Raw genomic sequence first — 18135 nt, 5'->3', positions numbered from 1 at the left:
ATTGATTTTCGCCAATCTCTAGGAAACCGAATGGGATGGTTTCTTGTCCAGACAAAATCTGGAATCAAAGCGGGCCGACGGCCCGCCCCTGCCCCTCGGCTACGCCATCGGGGCAGGGCCCTCCCTATTTACACCACATAATTGGACTCTAACTGAGAAAGTGTGACAAATTTGTGACGAAGACCCAACAAGAAGCGGCAGCGAGCCGCTTCTTGCCGACTCGCTGCCGTGGGATGACGCGGCACACCTAAATGGATTGCCGCAGTTCCTCCTCCGATGCCTCGTCAGCATCAAGAGCGGACACCATAGACAGAGCATTTTGATCGGTCTGACTGAGCGTCTTTCGTGCCGACACGCCCCAATAATAGAAGATCAGGGAGATTGCGGCCACGATAGCCTGATCCCAAGGCGTCGGTATAACATTTTCTCCCCCGAAGTTTGCAGATCCATAACGCTCCATCAAAAACATGGCAACAAAATAGACTAATAGCCAAATCCCAGACTTCACGTCGTCCCACGGCCGATTCATCTTCCGAACACCGTATGCAAAGTAGATTACAATTCCGAACCCCAAAAGTCCCATCATCCAGCGGTTGATGTCCCACCCGCTCCAATAGAAAATTAAGCTACCAACCACGAAGCCGATGGGGCCCAAGAAGCCCAACCCTCGGACACGATATGGGCGCCGCGCATCAGGCGCGCTTTTTCTAAGCGCGGCGGCGGAAATCGGCCCAATCATATAGGTGAGAATCGTGGCACTGGATAGAATGCTCACCATCTTTTGCCAGCTGGGAAAGGGCAGCAGAAAGAGAATGCCCACGACCACGCTGATACCCATGGCTGCGCCCGGTGTACCATAGCGATTCAAACGCTTGAGGACCGGCCAAAAATAGCCGTTTTTCGCAAAGGCGAAGAGACTGCGGGGAAAGACCGCGGCGTAAACGAATCCCGTCCCCATGGGGGAGACGATGGCGTCGCCATATAAGATAATGGCCAGCCAACTCATGTTCAACACCATGGCTAAATTAGCGAAGGGAGAGGTTAACGCCACGTTAGCCCAGCCGTGGCTGAGATCGGAGCCCGGGAGGGCACCGATAAATGCCAGCTGCAGCAGGATATACAACACACCGACAAATCCCAATGCCAGAAACAAGGCACGGCTCATATCACGTCGCGGATTTTTGGCCTCGCCGGCCATGTCGAACATGGTGCGAAAGCCGGTAAAGGTAAAGATAATGCCTCCCGTGGAAATGGCCGAGAAGACACCGGTCCATCCCTTGGGCAAGAATCCCCCATGTTGGGTGAAGTTACCGGCGTGAAACCCGGAGACCAGCAGCAAAATAGCGGTCAACGAAGGAACCACGAGCTTAACCCAAGTCATGTTGGAATTAATCCTAGCGTAGAGTTTGACGCCAAAATAATTCACCACGAAAAAGCTGACGACGAGGGCCGCTGCAACCACAAATCCAACCGTGGTCAGAGTCGATGATCCCGCATTATAAAGACCCGGGACATAGGTCGCTGCATATTGCAATACCCCTTCAGCCTCAATGGGCGCGAGACCCGCATAGGAAATCAACACCGCCCAACCAATCAGAAAACTGGTCAAACTCCCGTGAGAGATTTCGGGATAACGGATAACTCCGCCCATCTCGGGCACCAGGCCGGCTAATTCCGCAAATGTCAATCCAATAATCGCAATGGCGACCATCCCGATAACCCACGAAATAATGGCACCAGGACCGGCAACATTAGCGGCGGTAAGCGAACTAAACAACCAGCCAGACCCCACAAGGCCACCAATACCGGTCATCATCAAATCCAAGAGACGGAGTTCGCGCCGTCCTTCCTTCATAATCACGTTGTGTCAATCCCCCGTTGCTTTATCTCGATAAATCACTGATGTGTTATACCATATATGGAAACCGGAAAGTTGTCAACACATTTTGCCGATTTCAATGGCTATCATATTTGCTGGTTTGTCCGTGAGGACCAAAACCGGGACGCAAGCTCAAGCGGTCCCCCGGGCTACGGAGCCGGACGATATCCCAATTCGGCACGAATCTTATCACACCTATAACTTGCGCGTTGATCTGAACGGGTTTTCCCATGGCTCGTGCATTTTTGATCAGGAACTCAGATGCACGATAGTGTTCCTCACTTGCCTGATAGATTTGATTGGCCGCCTGGGAATGCGTACGGGCGATCCGACATGTTTCCGCGAGGTTCTTCGGATGAACCCACGGGATGAAGTCGTCTGGGTGCATCAACCTGACCGTGTCCATTTCACGCAGTTGGCAAGTTGCAGGTGCGCAAACGGAACCCAGGGTGGTCGGGAGTGATTTTCAAAGCCCGTTCATACTGCAGCAGAGCCTCACCGGGACATCCCGATGACTCGTGAAACCCTCCGTGGGCAAACAGGCAATCCCAATTGCGAGCAAACTGGTTCGCCAATGCCCGGAATTGCCGTTCCGCCTCCTGGGGGTTTGATACAGCCCGTGCCTCGGCCTGTTGAATCTGCGGGCGATGTTGGATGACGGGATCGGGTTAAACGGTATATGCATGAAGCGAGACTCTGGATAGCGTCCCTCGGGTCGGCTTATAATCGGGATCCCTCTTGCCGGTACAAATCTATTGATGCCTGGTCGCTCGTGGACTTGCCAGCCATTGCTACGACAACCGTTGCGCTCGATCAGCGGCTCGCCTACCACGTACTGTCCCGGGATGGTTCCGTTTCGTTTGTAACGATGCACCCCATTGCGCATCATTTATGCGTTCTGTATTCTTGACTTTTCACGGACCAGCACGAGACTGATGACACCAATGATCGACGCCATCACATTTACCCAGAACATGGCACTATAGCTGCCGTGCTGAAGACCAATCATGAATCCGGCAACCGGTGCTGCCACTAAAAGCCCGCCCGCCTGGGTTAGGTTACCCACTCCGTACAACAGGCCGTAATATTCCGTGGGGTCGGCGTACTTCGGCAGTGATTGGCCAAGCAGTTCCGAGCCCCAAGCATAACCGACAACCTGAATGCCACCCCAGAAGATGCCCGCCACAAACAGCAGCGCGAAGGCAAAGGGAATGCTTCGAATGACGGTGCCAGTCAGACCAATCGCGCCGAATGCCGCAAGACACACGATGAGGGTATTTTTCGCGGAAAACCGCTCGTAAAGACGCCCGAACAACACTGACACCAATACTGCCGATAGGGTGAAGAACGTCATGCCCAGCGCCGAGTCAATCAGGGTGCCGTGAAGCGTGTGGATCATGAATAGCGTAAAGAATGAAGCCATGGCTTCAAAGGCCAGCCACCACATCAATTGGGCGATGAAGTATTTGACCAGATCGGCGCTGAGCCAGTTAGTACGCATCAGCCGCGGGTTTTGTCCCCCGGGCGGCGTTCGACGTTCCCGCACGGTCAATCCCGTTACCAGCCCGGCTCCAATCATAATGAGCGCGACAACCCAGAAGGCGCCGCCATGAATGGTCTTCCAAAGGAGGGGTATGGGCAAGAATGCCAACAGGTTGCCGACTTGCCACCAGAGATTGATGACGCCCGATGCCCGGCCCCAGTCACGCTTCTGCACGATGTCCGGCATCCAAGCTTGAAGCGGAGTGGGGGCAATCTGTTGAAAGAAGTAGAAGCTGACCAGGAATAAAATGGCTAAATGCAGACTCCGCTGGCCAGAAAACAGGATCCACAGAATGCCTGCGATGGGAGTGCTCACGAGGATAAAAACCCGCCGCCGGCCGAAGCGCGTCACATAGCGGTCGCTAATCCATCCGGTGAGCGGGTTTAAGACTAGCCCGAAGAGGCCTTCCATGCCGAGGACTAGCCCGATTAAAGCCTGAGACGGCGTCAATCGGCTTAACAAATCCGCCGCGAACACCTTATTGGTGCCGTACCCGATGTTGCGGGCCAATCCCCCCATTCCCAATCGGGTCATTTCTCCCGAGGAGTAAGCAGCCTCTCCGAGTTGGTCCTCCACTGTCACGAGCCTTTCACCGCATCAATGACCCAGTCTGGGCGGTCTGACGCGATGCCGTCGACTCCGGCGTCCACCATGGACCGGATATCGTCTTTGGTGTTGGGCGTCCAGACGCTTACCAAAACATTCTCCCGATGCATGGCGTCAACCAGGTCTTTAGTCACCAATGGGTAGTGAAGAGAGAGCAGCCGAACATGGGCGGCCCGCGCCACCTCGGCGAGATTGACGGGAACGCCTGCCAAAAGCACGCCGCCTTCAATTCCTGGAATCCGGTCAACCAACGTCTGAATGGCACGGTGGTAGAAGCTAATGGGTACAATCCGCTGAGTGAGTTCAGGCCGGGCGGACAGAAGACGCAAGAGTCCCTCGATGACCGCCGGTGTCTTGATTTCGACCACGACCGGGATGTCGATAACCTCCAGCAGTTGGGACAGCGTCGGAACGCCTTCGCCATCCCCGACATCCATCCGGGACAACTCCTCGGCCGTCAAGTCGCCGACCTTAAGCGGCTTTCCGCCGGTCCGTTCCAGAGTCGCGTCATGGATGACCATGAGCTCGCCATCGCCGCTCACGTGTACATCGCACTCCACCATATCCACACCCAAGGCTTGCGACTCTTTGAACGCTTTGAGCGTATTCTCGGGAAAGAGCTCTCCCCCGCCACGATGGGCAATGATCCACATGGGATCGTCCTCCTTATATGTCGTCCTCGTTATTCGCGATAGGCGGACATTCTTCCTGCCTTGTCGGCGGACTGAAGACATGCGGACGGCCCCTCCATGCATTCCCGCGGTGGGTCCTTGAAAACACGTCAGCCTCAGCGACCACCAGGAAATTTACCGCATCGAATTGAGGTCCGGCAGCCAGAGCGAGATCGGCATACCCACAATCCACGTGAAGTGCTCATAGCAGGAGGGCAGTGCACCGGCATGTCTTAGTGTAGCAGGCACGTAGGGCACGATGCATGCGTGTTGGCAGAAAGCCTCGGCATAGGCCAATGGCTGGATGGCCGCGCAATATTAGGCGGCGCCTCCTGGCATGCCGCTCACGTTCATAGCTTACGCCTGCCCATTCACGGTGCGTTATCGGTTGGGGACACCGCGTCCATCTTGGGTGCATCTATGGGAGGTCAACATGCGAGCTTAAATCATCATACCCGCCTCACCTCTACCAGGAAAGCGCACAAAACGGGCCCCCGCACCAATGATAGAACCACGGCAATTATTCATGAACAATTAATACAATGTCTCCCTATAGCTCTTGTCCAAGGATTGCGCGACCGTCTCTCGGTTGTAGCCTTCAAGCTGGACGTGGTCAGCGAGTATTTGAGCAACATCCGGCACGGATTCGGGCCAAGACGACGAATGCCAGGTTTGTGAACGCCGAAACGCTTTGGCACAATGCACATAGCATTCCTCAACCGTTACGCCGATGGCTACCGTAGGTACCCGACCTCGAACAGCCATGGACGTAAGTAAATCAGAGTCTTTCACAATGCAAGCGCGACCGTTCACCCGCAAGGTCTCATCAAGGCCAGGAATCAAAAAAATCAGACCCACGTGGGCGTTCGACAGGATATTCCGGAAGGAATCCAGTCGACGATTGCCAAGCCTCTCAGGAATGAGGAGGTGGGAATCATCCAATACCTGTACGAACCCCGGGCAATCGCCCCGTGGCGAAACATCGCAACACCCGGTCGCATCCGCTGTCGCCAAGAAAAGTAACGGGGACGACGCGATGAAGGACCGACAATGGCCATCCAACCGGTCAATGACCTTGTTTTGGACCAGGCGAGACGGATGTCCCAACAGCTCTCGCAATTCGTACTCCGTTGAGACGGTATCCTGAAATGGCGTCATGGTGTTCTGCCCCCTTCTGGATCTAGCTAAGTGTACTCCGGGTAGCCCAGCCCCCGCGAGCCCATGAGTCTTAGACCACAACCAGAGTGGCCTTCGGCCCCCGGCCCAGTCGGCTGCCCGCCTCGGGCGTCCGGCCCCCCAGCCGCACGGTTTCTTGTTGACAGGGGAGCCTCTATTGTAGTTATCTAGGTATATAGGATTCTATAGGAGGGAGACCGTTCATGGATACGCTCCTGCCGTCAATCCCGTCTCTCCTGGTGCTGGCCGTCCTGGAGGACGGACCGGCCCACGGATATCAAATTGTACGGCGCGTCGAAGAGGAGTCCGGAGGACTCCTGGCCCTGAAGGAGGGGACCCTGTATCCCCGACTGTACCAACTCGAACGCGACGGTTTAATCCAGGGCACCTGGCAGGATATCGCGAGTCGCCGGGTCAAGTTGTATGCGTTAACACCGAAAGGCACACGGGCCTTAGCCACCCAGCGCGCCCAATGGGAGGACAAGGCGATGGCAGTCAACCGCGTGTTATTTCGTCAGGGGGGACCCCTCCTTGAACATCCTTGATTATCTCGACGCCGCGACACACGCAATCACGCCGCGCCACGAAGCGAAGAATGTGCGGGACGAACTCTACGACCATTACGTACGGGGCGTCGAAGCGCGACTCGCGGAGGGGCTGCCCTTTGATAAGGCACAGGCTCAAGCACTCGCCGCGTTGGGCCCCGTGGAGCTGCTACAAGCGAGGATGGCTTCCCCCCCACATCCGGTGCGAAATGGCGTCGCCATCGGCCTATGGATCACGGCGTGGGTCGCCGCCCTGCTTAGTTTTCTCCAGCCCGTCGTGTTTCCGGTTGTGGTGGTGCTCAGCATCGCGGGCATCATCGTGAAACCGAATAAACGGATTCGTGCCGGCCTTCGGCATCATCGCCTGCTTATCGCTCTCGCGATAGGCGACGGTCTGGTTGTCGGGACGTACCCTCTATGGGCTGCCGGACCCTACAGCTATTGGAGCCGTGTGGCCACATCCGAATGGACGACGGTCGCGGTGTTTCTTCTCATGCTGGGCACTCCCATCTACGTCATCTGGCGCATGACACGGAATCCCGCGGAGGCATTCACGAACGCTGGCATTGGATCCGGGGTCTTCGCGCTGGCGACAGGGTTATTTACGGTGGGGTTCTGGCGGCTTTATCCGGTAGGTCCATCCCCGAATGTCGACTGGTATACCACGACGGGCGTGTCCGTCCCGCCTGACCCCGCGTGGACGTCCATGACGATGCTCACTCACCCGTTATGGTTTACCCTGATCTGGTATCTGGGTTCCGTGGTATCGGCGGCCATCGTCCGCGCCGTGCGAACCCAACCGATCGTCGATTCGGAGCCACCCATGATCATGGAGTAAAGCTGGTAATCGTTGGCGAGACCCGGGACGTGTCGTTCCCATGCAGGTACCTAATTAATCATGCCAGAAGTATTTCCTGGGGCGTGATTGAAATAGACGTTGGATCCTTGTGATTCGCCTCTTCGTAGGCCGATTTTCCCGTGGTGCCGCAGTCGAAACAGACGAACATCCGTTACACTAGCAAAATGGCGCACCATCTCCTGACGAAGGAATTGACCATCATTGGCCCGTGCTCATCAACCCTGTTCCGGTCGGATGCATAGCTCCGCGGATGTGCTCCGCCCACATCGATGCGTCATGAACCATACCCCTAATTGGGCACAAGCCCTATTCACTAGACGGAAATGACGGCCATGCCCTATGCCCACTTCTTTTTCCTCGGGGAACATCCAGCCCTTGAAGCTATCAAGAGCGGACCATGACATCATTCGACTCAATCGTTGAGATGGATCGGTGCCCAGATAAGGCAAGTTGCAAGTCAAGTTCCGCCTTGAACTGCATCAGCAGGTCTTCCACCGCCTCTTGACCTCCGACGGCCAAGGCATAGAGATAGGGACGCCCCAATAGCACCGCGTCAGCCCCCAAAGCCAAAGCTTTGAACACATCCTGAGCGGAGCGGATACCACTATCCATTAAAATCGGGAAGGTGTCCCCGACGGCTTGGCGAATTGCCGGTAGCACCGCGATCGTGGCAACACCCCCATCCACCTGCCGGCCACCATGGTTTGAAACAATGACGCCATCAAAGCCCAAACTCTGGGCTCGCGAGACGTCAGCGGGATGGGTAAGTCCCTTAACTAGGACAGGAAGGCGGGTCCACTGACGCAGTTCAGCCAAATCGCCCCAGGTGAAAGCAGGATTGACGTAAATACGCAAGAATTCTTGCACGGCCGCTGCGGGATCCTGGCCAGGCGACTCTTGGAGGCGAGCCCGAAACGCCGGATCCGATGTATAATTGGCGATTCCCCGTCCGAACAAAAACGGTAAATACAGGGTTTCCAAATCTTTGGGTCGCCACCCCAGCATCGTGGTATCGACCGTCACCACCACGGCGGAATATCCGGCTTGTTCCGCTCGACTCAAAAAGCTCTTCATCACCTCCGGATCGCGTCCGGGATACAACTGAAACCAGCGACGGGCACTCCCCATCGCTTGCGCCACCTGCTCAATCGAAAAGGAAGACACCGTGCTTAAAACAAAGGGCACGTTCGACGCGGCCGCAGCGGCAGCTGATGCCATGTCACCGTCTGGGTGCACAATTTCTTGCACGCCAATGGGTGCAAGCAGAAACGGCACAGAAAAATGCTGGCCCATCAGGGTCGTCGACAAATCGCGGTCGGACACGTCTCGCAACATGCGTGAACGAATCCGGATCCGTTCCAATGCCCGCCGGTTCTCATGCATCGTATCCTCGGTTCCCGCTGCTCCCTCAACGTAGCCCCAAGCTTCTCGGGACATCGCCCTCCGAGCGGCCGCACGCCATTGGTCAATCCCGACAGGCCATGCCCAGTTTGATTGCCCGCTTAACGCTTGCATGTACATGCGCATCTGGGCTTCTAACCCATACTGGCTCATGCATGCGCCTCCTTCTCCGATCGTTTCTTCGGCCTGGGCCTAAGAAAATCCTGCCCCATGCAGGGGTTCTGCGACTATTGGCGAATTGGACAGCAAGAAGCCGCCGGGGAGACCGGCACGGTACAGATAGGAGTCAATAATGGCGAAGTTCAGCATCCCCCCGGTTCTTCGTATCCGCCGCCTTCTAGCCAGCGTGACAGCAGGCCTTGCCGTGATTTTTCCCGCCAATCTGGCACTGGCGGCAACCAGCATTCCGAATCCTACGGCAAACATTGCCCCAACCTATTACCACACGTGCCAGTTGCGGGGAGACCAATCCCAAGCGTGCGGGACCGCAATCGTTGCTCAGATAAATAGCGCCGATAAACAGGAAGGGGCCCAGGAAATTACCCTGCCCCCCGATTACTATCAACTCATGCCCGCGGAACAAGTCTTTGTCATCACCAACTTAAACCGTTTGGCTTTCGGTCTGCCTGCCATTCCCGCCATGAATTCCGATGCCAACATCTATGCCGCCACCGGTGCCCTGGATGCGACCGATCCGAACGTCCCCGGATCGCTTAGCACCGGTCAGGAAGTACTGGCGTGGGACGGCAACTGGGCCGAAGATATTAATGTCCTGTCATCGGATTTCAACTGGATGTACAACGATGGTCGTGGATCCTTCAACATTGACTGCCAAACGGCTGGCGCTTTGGGGTGTTGGGGGCACCGGGACAATATCCTCGAAAATTGGAATCATCTATTAACCTCCGCCGGCTGGTCAAATTTCAGCTTAGTTGCGGGTGCGGCCCAGACGGGTCTTAACGGCCTCGAAAGCGTTACCTACGATGCCATCGCAACCGCGACGCCAGCTCCAGAGAGCTTCACTTGGAGAAGTGTGCTGGCGTCTTATGCATCCGCGGGAACGGAGCCGGTTAGACCCTTTACCTCCAGCAACCCGGCTCTAGAGAATGGGGCCTTAGTCCGCATTTCCGGAGTAAGTCAACTCTTTCTCGTGGAAGGGGGAACCTTGCACCCCTTGTTGTCCAACGCCATTGAGACAGGCATTTTTGGGACAGCGCCGACCACGATCACGACCCTCAACGCCGCCACATCATATGTTGTCGGGGAACCGGCCGTCGCACCGTTTCGTGCCGGCACGCTCATTCAGGCGTCAGGACACCGATCAGTCTATCTGGTCATTAACGGCGTCCTCCACCACGTTGCCAATCCCGCCACGTTGGGCGCGTTGGGATATACCTTTGGCCAGGTCACCCATGTTCCGTCTCTCCCTGATTTCTGGCCTGTCGGCGCGACCATTACCCAGAATGCAGTCCCCTATTACAATGGCGAGCTACTTCGTTTTCAGGGCACGGCATCGGTCTACGTCTACTGGAATGGAGCGCTCCACCATGTGATCAGTCGGTCGCAGTTCTCTCAGCTAGGCCTGAAATGGACATGGGTGGCCAATCTGCCTCACGGGATCGGAAGCACGTCCGTCGGAGCGCCCGTGAGCCTTCCCAACTCCTGGATTGCGGACGGCACGCTCATTCAGGTTCACGGCCAAAACCCCGTCTATTTGGTCGCGAATGGCGAGTTGCATCACGTCGCCTCCTTGTCCGCCTTTCACGGACTAGCGGCGAACTGGTCTGAAGTCTTGGAAATATCGTCCCTCCCGAGTCTCGCGAACGGGACTCCGATTAACTAGTCGGCAGAAAACCTGTCAACGCGGTCGAAGAAAGCCCGGTGGCTTCCCGACTCCCGCGTTGTCGTTCCAACCACTTTAGCCCGCACAGACGAAGGGCAGGCCCCTGGCCAGGTCTAGGGTCCGCGTTGGCTTGCAGCGCTGCGATCATACCCTTGGACCCAGCACTCGACGAATGGCTTGCTGTTTTTCCTCAGCATCACGCTACTCAACGAGCCCAAGTCGATTGCCCCAGGGATCGGTGAAGATCACCCACCGAACCGGACTTGTCCGGGTATACGTCTCAAAATAAGGCCCACCCAACTCCGCCACAACACGATCGCGAGCCGCCTCTAGGTCCATTGACGCCTGGCCGACGTGGTCCATTCCCCGGAGTCGGCGGGCTTTCGGCCACTTGAATCCAATAGCCAGGGCGAAACTCCCTTCAGCAAAGTCCGCGTGCGGTTCAAATCCGGATTGCGCTGGAATAGTGTCCGATACCATTGCCGGCTGGCCGCGAAATTGAAACCCGTATTTGAATGGTCATTTCGTCTATTATGTGAGGACGCCTTCTGGTGCTGAAACTCAAGATATTAAAGCCACTCGAGAAATTCCATACGATTGCCAAAAGGGTCGTCGAGATAAAAGCGCAGTGCCCCCGGAAGCGGTTCATCCTCGTGCAGATCTAAGCCCAGTTCTTCGAGATGCGTCCGTAATGCGCGAAGGTTCTTCACATGAAACGCAGGATGCGCCTTTCGGGCGGGATTAAAATTGGCTTCCACCCCAATGTGCACCTGCTGCGTCCCGCATTGAAACCAACAGCCTCCCCGCTTCGCCAAGTGCGCCGGCTTGGGTATTTCGCTCCACCCCAACACCCCCACGAAAAATTGCCGCGCTTCCTCTTCGCACCCCGGCGGTCCCGCCAACTGAACATGGTCAATGCCATGAAATTGAAAATCCATTACTACATCGCCTCCCTCGTCCTATCGTGAGCATAGCGGGAATCGAATGACGTTGAATAGACTGTTGTTCAACCATGTCGTTTTACTCATATCCTGTCGCTCGTTCGGAACCATAACTTCGCCAAACCACCCGCATTTTGGGCGCTGTCCCGCACTATCCAATCTCAATTCGAAACCGTAATTTGGCCAAAATGGCAAATCGGAAGCATAAAGTGGCCAAAGTCTTACGGGACTCCCCCATTAGCCGATGATTAATCTCATGAAGTTTGTCTGCCGCATTTTCTCATTTCGGGTGTGCCGATGACCGTTCGGCCGGAGCCGGCAGGCGGATATGAAAGGTCCATGGTCCACGAATGTATACCTGAGGCTGCGAAAGTCGCAGGGTTACCGAGTCTCGACGGGGCGGAACACCGACCTCCACCCATTGTACGGCGCCCGTCTTGACGTTAACCTGCCCAGCGAAGCCCCCTGACCCTGGGGAGTTGACTTGCAGGCCGTGCAGAATCTTGGTGGCCGAGCCCGGCGGCGCCTTGACGTAAAAGCGAAGGCCCCATCCACCCCTGTGCATCCGTTGCACGGTGGTAATGTCCAACGAGATCCCGCCGATCTGTACATGGCGGTCCACCCGTTCTTGGCCATGCGATGGCACAGGGAGCGTGACCCGTGCGTGGCCGGAATAGATGGCCTTCACCTCGGGCACCGTGACCACATAATGTGCCCGTCCCGGCGTGGGGCGAAAGGTCAACTGGTCGTTGGAACCCAAGCGATAGACTTGAGTAGCCCTGTAGTGGTGTCCGCTGGCGTCCGTAATTTGAATGTCCGGTTCGGCACTGACCGGGAACGGCGGCACCGTATTCACGATGGTCAAGGGTCCCCGATATTGGGCCACGACGGTGAGGTCGGCCTCGGGGCCGCGCTGTGCTGTGATGGCCGTCAGCGATACCCCGTGATGGGTTTGCGTCGGTCCCAGCGCAGACAGGGCTCGAACTCCGGTGGCGAGACGCAACCGGACCGGAATTCGGGTTCGGGGCCTCGGGCCGATAATCACCGTGCCAGCGAGGGCATGCAGCAACGTCCGGAGGTGACCCCGGGCTTCGTAGTCTCCCGTCCACTCGTTGCCATATCCGACCGCACTTCCGACGCTGAGGGCGATCATGCGTCCCGTCGTCGTTCTTAAGTAGACCTGCGTCGCGGTCCGAGATCCGGAGCCACTGAGCTCGATGATGATCGCGTGGGCGGTGACCATCATTCCCGTCACCTGAACCGGCCGACCCTGCCACACGCCATGGGCGGCCTCTGGCAACACCGCCAATGGGGAGCCCTCGGTTGTCTGCGCCACCGTTCCCATGCCGGGAACAAAGTGGAACACCTTCCCCAACGTGGCCGATACCGAATTCGGGATGATGGCACCCGCCACGACCGCTGCACCAAGCATGCCCGCCACCCACCGCCAGCCCAGCCGTTGGACGCGACGCCGGCCCCCCGCGGATGGCAACCCCAATCGAGCGAACGTGCGGGCGCTCACCCGACGCGGATCAAGTCGCTCGTGCGGATCCATGGGCAAGTCAGCCAACGTCATCTCCAACAGATGCCCTTGGAGATCGTCGTCCAACGCGGCCAAACTCTGGGTGACCCGGTCATCGCGATGTCCAATGGATTCCCCTCCCTCCGTTGTGCTGATCGCGTCCCACTGCTCCCGGAGACGGTGTCGGCCCCGGGACAACCGATTGTCGACTTGGCTCCGCGTCAAATGTAGCCGGCTGGCGATCTCCGGGATCCCCATGTCCAACAGATACCGGCACACCATCACCGCCTGGATCCCCGGTTCCAACTGTCCGATCGATGCCGCCAGGGCCTCTTGGCGTTCCCGAGACAGGACTTGCTCCAGCACCGGATCAGCCACGGGCGTCCCCTCAGGCGGCACGTCCACCCGACGGGCTAATTGGCGCCGACGGTCTAACGCCTGGTACTTGGCGAGGACGAGGAGCCAGGTCCGCACCGTCCCGCGCGTGCCATCATAGTCGCTGACCCGATCCCAGGCCGCCACAAAAGACATCACTCACGCATTCCTCAATGTCCTCCCGCGTACCAACCCCCGCAAGAATGCGAGACACCAAGGCGCTGACGACAGGGGTGTACTCATGGACGAGAAAGTCTAACGCCCGGGGAGACCGATTGTGAAGTTCGCGCAGCACGTTCTCCGGCGTGATCCGCACCGGCTCGCCTCCCGTCTGAATGCTGTCACTGCTTACTACGTCGCGAGCAGAAAATTTCTCTGAAATAGATCGAGAAGAAGTCCTCGCCATAAAGCTACCCATTAAACGGTGTCGTCGGACTGGCGGATTTGTCAATGAGTACGCGGCCAAGACAGGTTCGTGGGGGAGGGGATAACCTCGCCGAGGCTTCCGGGAGCATACAGCCGCATATCGCGTCCCCTACGGTTGGCTTGCGGGACATACGCCCGCGTATGCCTCTTATTCGTCATCTGAAGCTTTGATACACCGCAAGAGGTAAGCGGCTGGGCCCGCGATATGGCTTTCCTAGGGGATCACCCCAGCTTGTTCCAGAGTAAAACCACCATGTTTACTGAGTCGGCTGTTGAGTGATACGGATCGACCGTCCCGATGACAAAGCAACCCAAACCACGCTATCGCGGAAGGCTTGGCGGGTTCGCGACACGTCAAACGGTGAATCCTGGGTCCACCCGCTGACCCAATAGACATAACGGTGCGCGCTAAGTTGTATCGGTTCAAGTCCACGAAAACTTTGACTGTACAACGTTAAGGCAGAGTGTTGGGTAGTGGCCAACACGTTGATGCTGGCCAGTGTGGGCGGGGCATTTCCGGTATAAGTTAGTACCAGGTTCCCGAATGCTTGGGCTGTCGGCGTGGGATTGGGCAACGGCCGGACCGCAGCCACAACCCGAGTCTGGAATCCATCGGTCGCACCGCGATCCGTCAACGCTCCTTTCCCGTACGATGACGCAGCCGGTGCCGCCCGCAATAGGGCCAATGCGTGAGCTCGGGTAACAGCATCCTCGTGCTGTAACCACCCCAAACGTAGGCCGCCAATGATCCCCAAGCCGACGACCACCGCGCCTGCAATACGCAGGAATCGTATCATTTTTATACCCCCGAGCATTTCACCAAGAACGCCGTTTTGCTTTGCATTATCCCAATACATTTCACGAGTTTAACTATATCCGAACATTCCGTCAAGTTGTTACCCAGCCCAATCGTGCGGGATCCCTAAGGCAGATACGCCCCCATAAACGCACTAGAACTTGATGTTACCGGCTACGCAGAGACGTGGTGAAATTCGCGCACATCGACTTCCACGCCAGCCTTAGCAGCCTCATCTGCGGCGTGGTACACTTCGTCGACCACGCGGTCGTCGAGATAACTCTCCCCACAGTTGGGGCAAATCTTGGCCGGTACCCGGCGAAAGACGACGAGGGTTTTTCCTCGCTCCAAGGTTACCGTGGTCTTCCCGGCTTCCGGGGTTCCACTCTTACAAATCACGCAGGTCATGGTTGCCTCCTTGAAAAACTCGCATCCCATCGCATCGGATCCGGCTGATAGACGGTAATGACGATGGTCTCCTCATCGTGCGGATTATCCGCGACCACCACATGCACGGGACGGTCCCGATCCCACCCCAGCACCAGGCGACTCGGATACGGTGTGTCTTCCGGGTAACTTTCGATGGTCGTGCCCGACTGGATCACGGACTCCACTACGGAGCGCTCGATTTGACGCTCGAACATGCGCTGAAGCGCATGCACACGATACACGAATCGACTCATAGACAAACTCCTGATAGCCGTTTGCTGACTATTCTACCATGGATTGTCGGTTCGATTTCGGTAGCACTGCCGGAAGTCTGGTAACCAACCATCAGCATTCCTTTATGATGCCAATAATGTACTAACCGGCCCGTTCGTACACTAAGAAAATCTGGATTGCATAGTCGAGGAGCATGCGGATATGGCATGCACAAAAGTTTGGAAGCATTTGTTAGCTAAAGTGATTTGGAAGCATTTCCTGTCCATTCATGACAAGAATTGGTTCCAACGACAAACCACGTCGTGAAATGCATTCCGTTCATTTTGTCATCCCGAGACATTGCTTATATACAAACGCCATCGTATCGCCATATACCGCCGGCTTAAATCGGTCGGCGCCGGTAACAGCAATGTGGACCGCCCAACCGTCTTGCGCCGCCAAAAAAAACGGGCAAGTGCGGGAATGGAAAGCACGGGGCGAAATTCACCCCGGTCGACACCGGCTTGGATCATTCGGGAAAGCAGGTCAACAGCTCGGTCGTAGCGGGCCAAAATCTTCTCCCGCCTGTCTGGATCATCACGATGATCGAAATTATATTCCACGATCATGGCAATCCGCCGCCGATCCTCGTCTTCGACCTCCCCGGATGGCGTTATCCGCCCGAGGAACGCAGGACCGATGGGTCAAATCATCCCCGGCTGAGCACATCCGGCCCGCGCACGGTAAGATAGTGCCACACATCGGCAATGAGACCGCGAGCCAACGCCCGCTCACTACTGACCAGATAAACGGACCGGAGCGGCGTCGGAAACCCTGGATGGAACGCCACCTCGACCAGCTTCCCTTCGGCGACCGCGGGTTGTGCCAGTGCTCGCGGCATAAAACCTACATAGCCGCCAGATGCCAAGATTTCAATTAATAACGGCGCCTGATCCACCTGTACCGTAGGAGTCCAACTATCGAACTCCCGTTGGAACCAGCTTGTGAAAGGTTCGCCCCAGTTGACGTAGGCAAGTGGAAAATGTGGCAAATCCATAGGGGTAGCCCATTCCTTAACGGTGTTGGGTGCGCCGAGCAACGCTATGCGCTGCTCGGCGAGAAGCGTCGATTGCAGCCCATGCTCTCCGGCGGGAAAATAGGTAATCGCCGCGTCCAACACGCCATCGCGTACCCCGTCCAAAAGCTCCCGGGAATGTCCCGTGATTAAGCGCCACGTGACGCTAGGATGACTCTTGGCCCACCGTGTCAGCAACGGCAAAATACCCGACGACCACTGGGAATGCACCGAACCGATGACAACATGCCGCAATACCGTTCGCTCATCCGCCACCTCAAACATGCGCTCAAAAAGGATCGACGTGCGCTTGAAAAGGGCCATCAACCGGGTACCCTCAGGCGTCAACACCAGACGGCGAGTCGTCCGTTCCCAGATGGATATCCCGAGTTCAGATTCTAACTGGCGAACGCGAGCTGTCACCGTTGATTGAGTGACGTGAAGGGCGTCCGCAGCGCGCGTAAAGGACCCGAACCGTTCCACGGCCAGTACCGTCTCAATTTGATCCCGATCCATATTTATCGCCCCTATCAATAGATCAACGCAAATTTATTCGTTTCCAATGATTATGGCGGTCGGATAGACTAACAACAAGCTTTCTTGAAGGAGTCGATCATGCTGAAATCCCAGTCTCTCCGCCTCTTCTATCTCGGCGTGGGGTTCATCTACGCTGCGGGCAACTTGTGGGCCACTTTTCTCTTATGGCAGGTCCTCGCCATTACCCGTTCCGGGACATGGGTGGCACTTGCTGCGGCAACAAGCGCGGTTCCCGCCCTCATTGTCGGACTGACTGGTCCTGAGTGGGGGTTCAAGGGCAAGATGGGGCTTTGGCTCCTTGGTGTCGGGATCGGATTTGCCACCCTGGCACCCTGGTTTGTGCACAGCGCCCCGATGCTGTTAGCCGTGGGTCTTGCGGAAGGCTGGATCAACGCCCGAATTATTCCCAAAGCACAAGCCTGGCTGATGTCGTCCGTTCCCAGCAAAGACGCTGCATCCGTTTCGTCACGCTTTGAGATGGCGTCTCGAATTGGCATCGTTGCGGGCCCGTTATTGGCAGGCGGCCTTATTACCATATCAGGCGCGGTGACCACAACGCTTGGTACCGCATGCTTGTTTCTCGGGGGAGGATGGTTTTGGTATGGCCTGGACAGCGAAACAAGAGGCACGTTTCACCCGAGCCATCGGGCTGCTTCATGGCGTGCCGTCCAAAAGGACGGTTTCCTTTTAACGGCTCTGGGCGTCCGAGCGGGCGCCAACCTCCTCTGGCCGGCCTTTACCGTGGCCATTCCGCTACTCATGCGACACCCCTGGCACGCCGCAGCCTTGGGGTATGGCGTCGTTCGAACCCTCTGGGGGCTAAGCACCGTGCTTGGAACCTGGCTGGTCATCCCGCGACTCTTTAAACAGCTTCGCATTGCCTATTTTCTCTCTTGGGTATTGACGGGGATCGCCTTCTGGCGCATTGGGCTCGCCCAGCATTTGACCATCGCCCTCATCTGGGTGATTATTGGAGCCCTCTCAAGCCCTATAGTGCATGTGGCACTGGACAGCCATATCGGCACGCGAGTAGAACCCCCTCTGCAAGGCGGGGTCTTTGCGATTCAGCGCCTGGTCATGGCCGTTGTCAATCTCATCGGCCTTTTTCTCCTCACCGGCGCCATGCGCCGGATCAACCCGGGGTCCGCTCTCAGTGGCGCCGGTCTAATCATGGCCCTCGCCGCCTTAGTCGGCTTGCTCCTGTGGGTGACCGTGCGCCGTCCCCGGCGCCAACCCCATCCAACCGACCAAAAGGCGTAATGCCTTTCTCATAATCTGAGGCTGAACTCCTAACACTC

The 18135-nt window shown here is 56.9% G+C and carries 17 protein-coding genes; 4 read left to right on the top strand and 13 right to left on the bottom strand.

Translation table 11 applies throughout. The annotated features are described in order from the left end of the window. Window positions 1-247: 247 nt before the first annotated feature. The 4 genes from HIJ39_RS12500 to HIJ39_RS12480 form a co-directional block, all read right to left on the bottom strand. A complete protein-coding gene (locus HIJ39_RS12500; RefSeq protein WP_169100189.1) occupies window positions 248-1855 on the bottom strand; it encodes an APC family permease in 1608 nt (535 codons plus the stop codon). Between the two features lie 913 nt (window positions 1856-2768). Continuing rightward, complete coding sequence (locus HIJ39_RS12495; RefSeq protein ID WP_169100185.1) at window positions 2769-3956, bottom strand: MFS transporter; 1188 nt, start codon at window positions 3954-3956, stop codon at window positions 2769-2771. 44 nt (window positions 3957-4000) lie between these two features. Beyond that, window positions 4001-4681, bottom strand: a complete 681-nt coding sequence (locus HIJ39_RS12490) for a glycerophosphodiester phosphodiesterase (protein WP_169100183.1) — start codon at window positions 4679-4681, stop codon at window positions 4001-4003. A gap of 552 nt (window positions 4682-5233) precedes the next feature. Further along, on the bottom strand, window positions 5234-5857 hold the full coding sequence (locus tag HIJ39_RS12480; RefSeq protein WP_169100179.1) for a pyridoxamine 5'-phosphate oxidase family protein: 624 nt from the start codon (window positions 5855-5857) through the stop codon (window positions 5234-5236). Between the two features lie 221 nt (window positions 5858-6078). On the opposite strand from HIJ39_RS12480, the gene HIJ39_RS12475 reads away from it, so the two are divergent. Both HIJ39_RS12475 and HIJ39_RS12470 read left to right on the top strand, forming a co-directional pair. After that, window positions 6079-6420 (top strand): PadR family transcriptional regulator, encoded by a 342-nt coding sequence (locus HIJ39_RS12475; protein ID WP_169100177.1) that lies wholly within the window; start codon window positions 6079-6081, stop codon window positions 6418-6420. Continuing rightward, window positions 6407-7258, top strand: a complete 852-nt coding sequence (locus tag HIJ39_RS12470) for a hypothetical protein (protein ID WP_169100175.1) — start codon at window positions 6407-6409, stop codon at window positions 7256-7258. Before HIJ39_RS12475 ends, HIJ39_RS12470 begins: the two co-directional genes overlap by 14 nt. 405 nt (window positions 7259-7663) lie before the next feature. Here the strand turns inward: HIJ39_RS12470 and HIJ39_RS12465 are convergent, their stop codons facing one another. Next, complete coding sequence (locus HIJ39_RS12465; protein WP_169100173.1) at window positions 7664-8833, bottom strand: alpha-hydroxy-acid oxidizing protein; 1170 nt, start codon at window positions 8831-8833, stop codon at window positions 7664-7666. 139 nt (window positions 8834-8972) lie between these two features. Between HIJ39_RS12465 and HIJ39_RS12460 the strand changes: the two genes are divergently transcribed. Then, entirely contained in the window at window positions 8973-10523 is a 1551-nt protein-coding gene (locus HIJ39_RS12460; RefSeq protein WP_169100171.1) for a hypothetical protein, read from the top strand. 569 nt (window positions 10524-11092) lie between these two features. Here the strand turns inward: HIJ39_RS12460 and HIJ39_RS12455 are convergent. The 8 genes from HIJ39_RS12455 to HIJ39_RS12420 all read right to left on the bottom strand — a co-directional run bounded on the left by HIJ39_RS12455 (window position 11093) and on the right by HIJ39_RS12420 (window position 16816). After that, window positions 11093-11461: a VOC family protein gene (locus HIJ39_RS12455; protein ID WP_169100169.1), complete on the bottom strand. Its 369-nt coding sequence runs from the start codon at window positions 11459-11461 to the stop codon at window positions 11093-11095. 283 nt (window positions 11462-11744) lie between these two features. Further along, window positions 11745-13517 carry an RNA polymerase sigma factor gene (locus HIJ39_RS12450; protein ID WP_169100167.1) on the bottom strand — a complete coding sequence of 591 codons (1773 nt, stop codon included), beginning with the start codon at window positions 13515-13517 and terminating at the stop codon, window positions 11745-11747. Further along, complete coding sequence (locus HIJ39_RS12445) at window positions 13477-13677, bottom strand: hypothetical protein (RefSeq protein ID WP_169100165.1); 201 nt, start codon at window positions 13675-13677, stop codon at window positions 13477-13479. Before HIJ39_RS12445 ends, HIJ39_RS12450 begins: the two co-directional genes overlap by 41 nt. Before the next feature lie 367 nt (window positions 13678-14044). Beyond that, entirely contained in the window at window positions 14045-14584 is a 540-nt protein-coding gene (locus HIJ39_RS12440) for a hypothetical protein (RefSeq protein ID WP_169100163.1), read from the bottom strand. 173 nt (window positions 14585-14757) lie between these two features. Next, complete coding sequence (locus tag HIJ39_RS12435; protein WP_169100161.1) at window positions 14758-14991, bottom strand: type II toxin-antitoxin system MqsA family antitoxin; 234 nt, start codon at window positions 14989-14991, stop codon at window positions 14758-14760. Continuing rightward, a complete protein-coding gene (locus HIJ39_RS12430; protein WP_169100159.1) occupies window positions 14988-15266 on the bottom strand; it encodes a DUF4258 domain-containing protein in 279 nt (92 codons plus the stop codon). Before HIJ39_RS12430 ends, HIJ39_RS12435 begins: the two co-directional genes overlap by 4 nt. Window positions 15267-15572: 306 nt before the next feature. Next, entirely contained in the window at window positions 15573-15902 is a 330-nt protein-coding gene (locus HIJ39_RS12425) for a hypothetical protein (protein WP_338055160.1), read from the bottom strand. Between the two features lie 32 nt (window positions 15903-15934). After that, window positions 15935-16816, bottom strand: coding sequence for a LysR family transcriptional regulator (locus HIJ39_RS12420; protein ID WP_169100155.1), 882 nt, complete (start codon window positions 16814-16816; stop codon window positions 15935-15937). A 99-nt stretch (window positions 16817-16915) separates the two neighbouring features. On the opposite strand from HIJ39_RS12420, the gene HIJ39_RS12415 reads away from it, so the two are divergent. After that, a complete protein-coding gene (locus HIJ39_RS12415) occupies window positions 16916-18097 on the top strand; it encodes an MFS transporter (RefSeq protein WP_169100153.1) in 1182 nt (393 codons plus the stop codon). Window positions 18098-18135 lie beyond the last annotated feature (38 nt).

Source organism: Sulfobacillus harzensis (assembly GCF_012933365.1).
Classification (GTDB): Bacteria; Bacillota; Sulfobacillia; order Sulfobacillales; family Sulfobacillaceae; genus Sulfobacillus_B; species Sulfobacillus_B harzensis.
This window is presented reverse-complemented; position numbering and strand designations above follow the sequence as displayed.

What these genes read in the sequence shown, in the direction of transcription:
- HIJ39_RS12500 (WP_169100189.1), bottom strand. Translation starts at nt 1,855, where the DNA reads ATGAAGGAAGGACGGCGCGAACTCCGTCTCTTGGATTTGATGATGACC.
- HIJ39_RS12495 (WP_169100185.1), bottom strand. Translation starts at nt 3,956, where the DNA reads ATGACCCGATTGGGAATGGGGGGATTGGCCCGCAACATCGGGTACGGC.
- HIJ39_RS12490 (WP_169100183.1), bottom strand. Translation starts at nt 4,681, where the DNA reads ATGTGGATCATTGCCCATCGTGGCGGGGGAGAGCTCTTTCCCGAGAAT.
- HIJ39_RS12480 (WP_169100179.1), bottom strand. Translation starts at nt 5,857, where the DNA reads ATGACGCCATTTCAGGATACCGTCTCAACGGAGTACGAATTGCGAGAG.
- HIJ39_RS12475 (WP_169100177.1), top strand. Translation starts at nt 6,079, where the DNA reads ATGGATACGCTCCTGCCGTCAATCCCGTCTCTCCTGGTGCTGGCCGTC.
- HIJ39_RS12465 (WP_169100173.1), bottom strand. Translation starts at nt 8,833, where the DNA reads ATGAGCCAGTATGGGTTAGAAGCCCAGATGCGCATGTACATGCAAGCG.
- HIJ39_RS12460 (WP_169100171.1), top strand. Translation starts at nt 8,973, where the DNA reads ATGGCGAAGTTCAGCATCCCCCCGGTTCTTCGTATCCGCCGCCTTCTA.
- HIJ39_RS12455 (WP_169100169.1), bottom strand. Translation starts at nt 11,461, where the DNA reads ATGGATTTTCAATTTCATGGCATTGACCATGTTCAGTTGGCGGGACCG.
- HIJ39_RS12450 (WP_169100167.1), bottom strand. Translation starts at nt 13,517, where the DNA reads ATGTCTTTTGTGGCGGCCTGGGATCGGGTCAGCGACTATGATGGCACG.
- HIJ39_RS12440 (WP_169100163.1), bottom strand. Translation starts at nt 14,584, where the DNA reads ATGATACGATTCCTGCGTATTGCAGGCGCGGTGGTCGTCGGCTTGGGG.
- HIJ39_RS12435 (WP_169100161.1), bottom strand. Translation starts at nt 14,991, where the DNA reads ATGACCTGCGTGATTTGTAAGAGTGGAACCCCGGAAGCCGGGAAGACC.
- HIJ39_RS12430 (WP_169100159.1), bottom strand. Translation starts at nt 15,266, where the DNA reads ATGAGTCGATTCGTGTATCGTGTGCATGCGCTTCAGCGCATGTTCGAG.
- HIJ39_RS12420 (WP_169100155.1), bottom strand. Translation starts at nt 16,816, where the DNA reads ATGGATCGGGATCAAATTGAGACGGTACTGGCCGTGGAACGGTTCGGG.
- HIJ39_RS12415 (WP_169100153.1), top strand. Translation starts at nt 16,916, where the DNA reads ATGCTGAAATCCCAGTCTCTCCGCCTCTTCTATCTCGGCGTGGGGTTC.